Annotated in this window: 5 protein-coding genes; 3 read left to right on the forward strand and 2 right to left on the reverse strand. The window is 54.7% G+C overall.

The window, feature by feature from the left end:
• On the reverse strand, positions 1-523 hold a 523-nt coding region (locus tag ENN40_01210), incomplete at its 3' end, for a serine/threonine protein kinase (GenBank protein ID HDP93961.1).
• Positions 507-1,655, reverse strand: a complete 1,149-nt coding sequence (locus ENN40_01215; protein ID HDP93962.1) for a serine/threonine-protein phosphatase — start codon at positions 1,653-1,655, stop codon at positions 507-509. The genes ENN40_01210 and ENN40_01215, both read right to left, overlap by 17 nt.
• A 359-nt stretch (positions 1,656-2,014) precedes the next feature.
• On the opposite strand from ENN40_01215, the gene ENN40_01220 reads away from it, so the two are divergent.
• From ENN40_01220 to ENN40_01230, 3 genes are all read left to right on the forward strand, one after another.
• Positions 2,015-3,817, forward strand: coding sequence for an FHA domain-containing protein (locus ENN40_01220; GenBank protein HDP93963.1), 1,803 nt, complete (start codon positions 2,015-2,017; stop codon positions 3,815-3,817).
• Positions 3,818-4,216: 399 nt separating this feature from the next.
• Positions 4,217-5,326: a hypothetical protein gene (locus tag ENN40_01225; protein HDP93964.1), complete on the forward strand. Its 1,110-nt coding sequence runs from the start codon at positions 4,217-4,219 to the stop codon at positions 5,324-5,326.
• A gap of 382 nt (positions 5,327-5,708) precedes the next feature.
• Positions 5,709-6,315: hypothetical protein (locus ENN40_01230; protein ID HDP93965.1), on the forward strand; the 607-nt coding region annotated here is incomplete at its 3' end.

The raw sequence follows: 6,315 nt of genomic DNA on the forward strand, positions 1-6,315 counted from the left end.
CACTCATGCCCGTCTTGGTCAAACGCGTGGCCGAACCCACCGCCCGCGCAATCCCGAAATCACACAACACCGGCGTGCCGTCTTCGCGAAACAAGATGTTATCGGGCTTCACGTCCCGGTGGATGAAGCCCTTGCCATGGGCGTAATCCAGGGCGGACGCGATTGCGCTAAAGATCGCCAGTGCCTTTTCCGATGCCATGTTACCTTTACCGATCTGATCGGCCAGGTTTTGGGGAAGGTACTCCATGACCATGTAGTTCCATTGTCCCTCGCTGCCGACATCGTAGATGGAGACGATATTGGAATGGTTCAGGCCCGCCGCGGTCTCGGCTTCACGAAGGAAACGCTTGGAGAACTGGGGGTCCACCAGCAGGACCGGAGAGAGCACCTTGACCGCCACGGACCGCTTGAGCCGGGACTGAACGCCCCGGTAGACCACGGCCATACCGCCGCGGCCCAATTCTTTTTCCAATACAACGCCTGGGATTTCAGGCCAAGCCAAGGGATCAGTTTGCGGAGTCATCAGTTTTCTCTTTTGCTTTAATCGGGCCTGGGCCGGATGATGATCCGGCTTGCTCCTTCCCGTCCTTTGTCAGCGGCGGAGCCATGAGGGGCTGATTGTCTTGCACCGGCGGTTCTTTGGGATGGGCGTGGGCGTCAACCGACTCACCGGGTGAAACGGATTCTTGCGCCGTAACTTTTGCGTCACTATCCGCCAATGATACGCCTTTTTTTGAAAGGACGTGAAAGGTTAACACCCCCCCCAGAATAACCAGGATTAACATTAAGACCAGGATCGTTCCCCAGTGACGGGGGTTTCTGGCACCAGGGGATTTCCCCAACAATTGTCGTATCTGTTCGCGGGAAACAGAGGCGGAAAGACGGGAGAATCGGCCGTATTCCAAAAGGACGGCCGTAATGTTGTCACTGCCGCCGCGCTGCCTGGCCAGTTCAACCAGGGCGTGACCCGCGGCCTCGAGGTTGCGGGTGGCGCGCACCACGGCGTGAATTTCTTCCGCTTTCACATGACCGGTCAAACCGTCGGAGCAGAGAAGCAGGAGTTCCCCGGGATGAACTTCATGCTCCGTCACCGGGTCGAGTTGGAGGTTCTCTGAACCCCCAAGGGACTTGTATATTACGTTTTTGTGTTCGTACTCGCGCGCTTCCGCCGCGGAAATGGCCCCGGCTTCCAGCATGCGCTGCAACATGGTGTGGTCCGTGGTCACCTGCTCAATATTGCCTTCTCTGAGGCGATAGAGGCGGCTGTCTCCCACGTGGCCGATCAGCAAGCGCAAGGCGTCATCTTGGCGCCTGTTCTGGCGGGGAAAGCGTTCCAGCACAGCCATTGTGCAGGTGGTGCCCATGCGGGCGTTGGGCGCGTGCTCCCGCGCCAATTCCTCGATGCGTTTATGCGCCCGGAACATGCCGTCTTCCATTTTCTCTTCCACGGGTTTGAACCCGTCCTTGCTCTCAAGGTGGTGACGCAGGACATCCACGGCTGTGGCGGACGCCAGTTTGCCGGCCACGTGACCGCCCATGCCGTCGGCCACCAGGGCGACGACCCTTTTCCCTGTACCGTGTACCCAGAAGGAGTCCTCGTTCTCCCGCCTCACGCAACCGATATCACTGATTCCGAAAATCCTGACTTTTTTCATTATTTCCCCTTTGGAAAAACTGAATCGTTCGCATTTACGTCAACAAACCGGAAAGCTGCGGACAGGCTGCCGCCGTTGGGGTCGGCCGCCTTTCAGGAATGTCATTTCACACAACAGGGTTTTGAAGTTTGCATTTTATGTGCCAACCCTTTTGCTAAAAGGGCTTTACTTGGAAACGCCCTGCTGAAGCTGAAACCGGGCGCAACCAATTGAGCAATACAGAAGTCTGCGTAAAGCAAATAGAGACCGGCCGGGCACAAAGTACCCGCTGAAGAGAACATGATGCCCACTATATTTCCGGCCTGCACCCATCAATTCGATGTTGTTGACAATCAAAAAATATCGAATTAGAATTAAACATGCTCCGGGTACACCTGTTGAATTCAGGAACCACATTATTTCTCCGTGCCGGCGATTACCATTGGGGCCGATCCGGCGAAAACGACATCATCATCCCCGATGACACGGTTTCCCGTCATCACGTTCGCACATGGTATGATGAGGACCAGTGGTGGATTCAAGACTTGGGAAGCACCAACGGTACTTTTTTCAATGGCGAATTGTTGGATGCGCCGGCACCCCTCGACCATGAAGCCTCTATCCAGACCGGGAAGGTTCCCTTCACCCTGACTCCCTGGGACAAGGATGACGTCCTGCCGGACCAGATCCGCAAACCACCGCTTAAACTTGACCTGGGCGAATCCACACACAACGTCCGTGAGGATGAGCGGGAACAGATTCAGACGGGAAGGGCCTTTTTTGACCTCTTTATGGCCATGGAAAGCACCGGGGATTTCTACCGCTCCGACCTGCCCGACCTTTTTGACAAAATGGGGATTCAAGGTTTCGGCGTGATCGTTCGGGGAAAGAGTGAGCCTCTCCTCCTTTTCGCCCACGGGCGAAACCCGGAAAACCTTTTGGCGGATTCGAATCATATGAAAGGGGCGTTCTTGAATTCATTAATGGTATCCGACAAAGAAAGCGGTGTCCGCTGTCTCTCCAGCCCCGTATTGTTCCAGCACCAGCAGTTGTGCTACTACGTCACGGTCATCAACGGCAACTACAAGGAAGGTTTGCCGCCTTTCATTCATACCCGCCTGACCCACCTCGCCAAGTTGATCTACCTGATCAACCGCAAGCCGGCGCACAAGAAACGCATTCGTTCCGAAGAAGATTTGGGCTTCGATGATGAAGAGCATTCCCTGCTGGAACTGCCCCAATTAAAAACTCCCATATTGTTTTCATCCCAACATGCCCGCAAACTGCTGCAAACCATCATGCGCCTGGCGCCTGATAATTCCGGCGTCATACTGGAAGGGGAAACCGGGGTGGGCAAGGAGATAGTCGCGGCGCTGATCCACCACTATTCCCGCCGACAGGGACCATTCCTGCCGATCATGACATCTTCTCTTCCGGAACACCTGGTGGAGAACGAGCTCTTTGGCCATCAGAAAGGCGCCTATTCCGGTGCCACAAGCCGTGAAAAGGGCAAGTTTGCGACCGCGGACGGGGGAACCGTTTTCCTTGACGAGGTGGCGGACATGCCCGCGCCGATACAGGCCAAGCTGTTGCGGGTATTGGAGAGCGGCGAAGTATTCCCTATCGGCGCCCACACACCGGAGAAGGTCGACGTGCGGGTGATTGCGGCCTCCAACATTCCATTCAGCGAATTAATTGAGAGCAAACGCTTGCGCCGGGATCTTTACTTCCGCTTGAAAACATTCAATCTGGTCATCCAACCCCTGCGACAACGCAGAGAAGAGGTCCTACCCCTTTTTGAATTTTTTCTTTGCCGCAAACTGGCAAAACGAAAAAAGCCGTTCCGGGGCATTTCGCCCAAGGCGGTGCGCTTGCTGCTCGAATACCCATGGCCGGGAAACGTGCGGGAGTTAAAAAACGAGGCCGATCGGGTGGGCCTGCTCATGAAAAACGCCGGAGTGGTACATGCGGACATGCTCAATGATGATATCCGGGATCATTCCCTTGAACACACCGTCGCAATGGATGAAAACGACATCAAGGGAAAAGTGGATCAACTGGAACTAAGGATGATTACGCGCGTCCTGGCGGAGACCGGGGGCAACCGCACCAGGGCGGCGCAAAAACTCGGCCTCTCCCGCAAGGGCCTGTTCAAGAAAATGACCCGGCTGGGGATTGAATAAAACAGTTGAAAGTAAAAAGTCGAAAGTCAAAATTAAAAGCAAACCTTTAATGCTTTTTTCTACCTTCTACGAGTTCTTTCAAGACCCCTACAGTTCCTTTCGAGTGCATCCTACGGATCTCGAGCTTTTTTATTCATTCTTCCTTATTCGTTATTCTGAGCATGAATTGCGAGGGGGAAACTTAGTCGAAAGTCTAAAGTCGAAAGCAAAAAGTAAAAGCTTTTTTTAAACTTCTTGCCTTTTCAACTTTGGATCATTTGAATTTGTTTCGGATTTGGGATTTCGGATTTGAATAAAGACATCAGGAGGCAGGCTTAGCGGCTCGTGAACCGCTCGGAATAAAAGCAACTGGGGAGAGATATTTTCGTCTTTACTTTTATTCAATTCCCGGAGAGAAAGATGAACAAAACCAAAAGTATTTTAACCATACTGATTGCCTTCGTGCTGTTTGCGGCATCGTCGGACCTGGCCGGGCAGACAAGAACCATCAAGCCGGTGAAAGCGCCGATATCCAAAATCCGGCTCCAACCCGACCTGGAGGTATCGTTCACAAAGGCTCGGCCACTAACCATACCGGCTCACAAAATCAACCTGGTGGTGAGCAACAGCGGCAAGGCGGCGGCCGGTAATTTCTTTGTCGATTTTATCCTGTCTTCCGACGAGAAAGCGCCGGTTACATACGCCGCGTTTTCTACTTCCTGGAACGAAGACATGCTGGTCAAGGGCGGACGCATGCACATCGACCGCCTGGCAGCCGGCGCTTCGCGCACCCTGAGCCTGCCCCTGCCGATTTTCAAACCCAGGGGCGCTCCCAAGCTGCTGTACCTCGGCGCCGTGGCGGATTCCGGCCAAGCCGTGGCCGAGAGCAACGAAAAAAACAACACCGCTTTCGTAAAGTATCAATTCCTCAGTCACTACCTGCCCCAACCCCAGCTGATCCACATCAGCGGCGTCAGTCAAACCACCATCATGGGATCGGATACCGGAAATATCGAACTGCATCTGGGCGGCAGCGGTTTCGGCAGCACACCCGGCAAAAAAACCGTCAAGTTGGGGTCCTACACCCTGCCGGTTGAGGAGCACAACGGCAACTTCGTGGGTTGGACGGATACCTGGATCAACTGCCTGGTAAAAGACAATCTGAACATCCCCTTCGGACAGACCTACAGCCTGCGCATCATGGACGGGAACCAGCTCGTCTCCAACACCATCCAGATCCTGCTGAAGCTGGACTTCGAGGGCATCATGATCCGGGGAAGCTCGTCAGGTTTCATCTTGGAAGCCCGCGCCGGCGACGTTCTTGAACTCCACGCCTACAAGCTGCCACCCGTCCAGGGAAACTGGACGGTGCGCTTCGGTCCGCAGACGGTTCCCGTCACTTCCTGGGGGCCCAACAATAAAATCAGCTTCAACTGCCCGAACCTGCCCCCGGGAAGCTACCAGGTGTGGATCCGGAACGGCAGCGTGGACGTGTGCCTGCGCCGCTACAACATGACGGTGTTGCCGTGATTAAAGTTGAAAAGTTGAAGAGGAAAGAAGTTTCATAAAGTTAGAAAGAGAGAAAGAAGGTGACAGGTCTCAGGTGACAGGAAGGCAGGGAAAAATCAGTCGAAAGTTGAAAGTCTAAAGTAAAAACACTGGCAAGAGGCGAGGGGCGAAGGGCAGGAGAAGCCAACACTTGTAAAACTGTATGTCCACCCTCAACCCTCTCAACTCCCTCAACTTTTCCCTTATTTCCGTGTGCTCCGTGTGTTTTGTGGTTGATTCCGCTTTGTTCTTGTTTCAGGTTTGGGATTTGGGATTTCGGATTTGAATAAAAGTGTTGGGAGGCAGGAGACGGTAAAGTGAAAAAGAGCCGGCTCAATGTCATAATGGTAATATCGAGGCACCAATGAATAAACTTTTAATGGGATTGCTGGCCGCGTCATTGGTGATCGGCGGGGTTCAACTGACCGCAGAAGATTTCTCTCAGATCACGCTGGAGCGGTTACAGGGCGACTGGACGGGAAAGGCGGCGGGCGCGGAAGTGCGCTTCCGCCGCCGCGGCGGCGGCATCACGGTCATGACCCTCACCACCAAGCACGCGGCCGAGTTCTTCTTCACCGTGCGCGAGGACGGCACCATTTCCGGTGAAGGCGCGATCCTGTATAACCTGGATCCTGACCTGTCGGGGGTTGAGGCCCTGGCCGGAGCGGTAAAGGGGCTGATCAATCTCATGCCCATGCCCTCGGTTCCCGGGGCGGGCAAAGTGGCCGGCCACTTCGGCGACGCCATGACCGGGGCCATGAAAGACGTGGGCGGGGTCACCTCCCCCACTTTTTCCTACCGGATGAAGGACGCCCCCCAACAGCGCCACTTCCGCATCACGGGTAAAGTGTACCAGCGCGGCAAAGAATGGCGCATCCGCCTGGAATCAACAGGAGAGTACTTTACCGGGTCAGACCTCAAGGGCCTGGACAACCAGCTCTGGGTGGAATGGGAGGTGAACCGCGTGCGCG

The organism is Candidatus Aminicenantes bacterium, from assembly GCA_011049425.1.
Taxonomy (GTDB): domain Bacteria; phylum Acidobacteriota; class Aminicenantia; order UBA2199; family UBA2199; genus UBA876.

Coding starts and splice junctions, on each gene's coding strand:
- ENN40_01220 (HDP93963.1), top strand. CDS start 2,015: ATGCTCCGGGTACACCTGTTGAATTCAGGAACCACATTATTTCTCCGT.
- ENN40_01215 (HDP93962.1), bottom strand. CDS start 1,655: ATGAAAAAAGTCAGGATTTTCGGAATCAGTGATATCGGTTGCGTGAGG.
- ENN40_01225 (HDP93964.1), top strand. CDS start 4,217: ATGAACAAAACCAAAAGTATTTTAACCATACTGATTGCCTTCGTGCTG.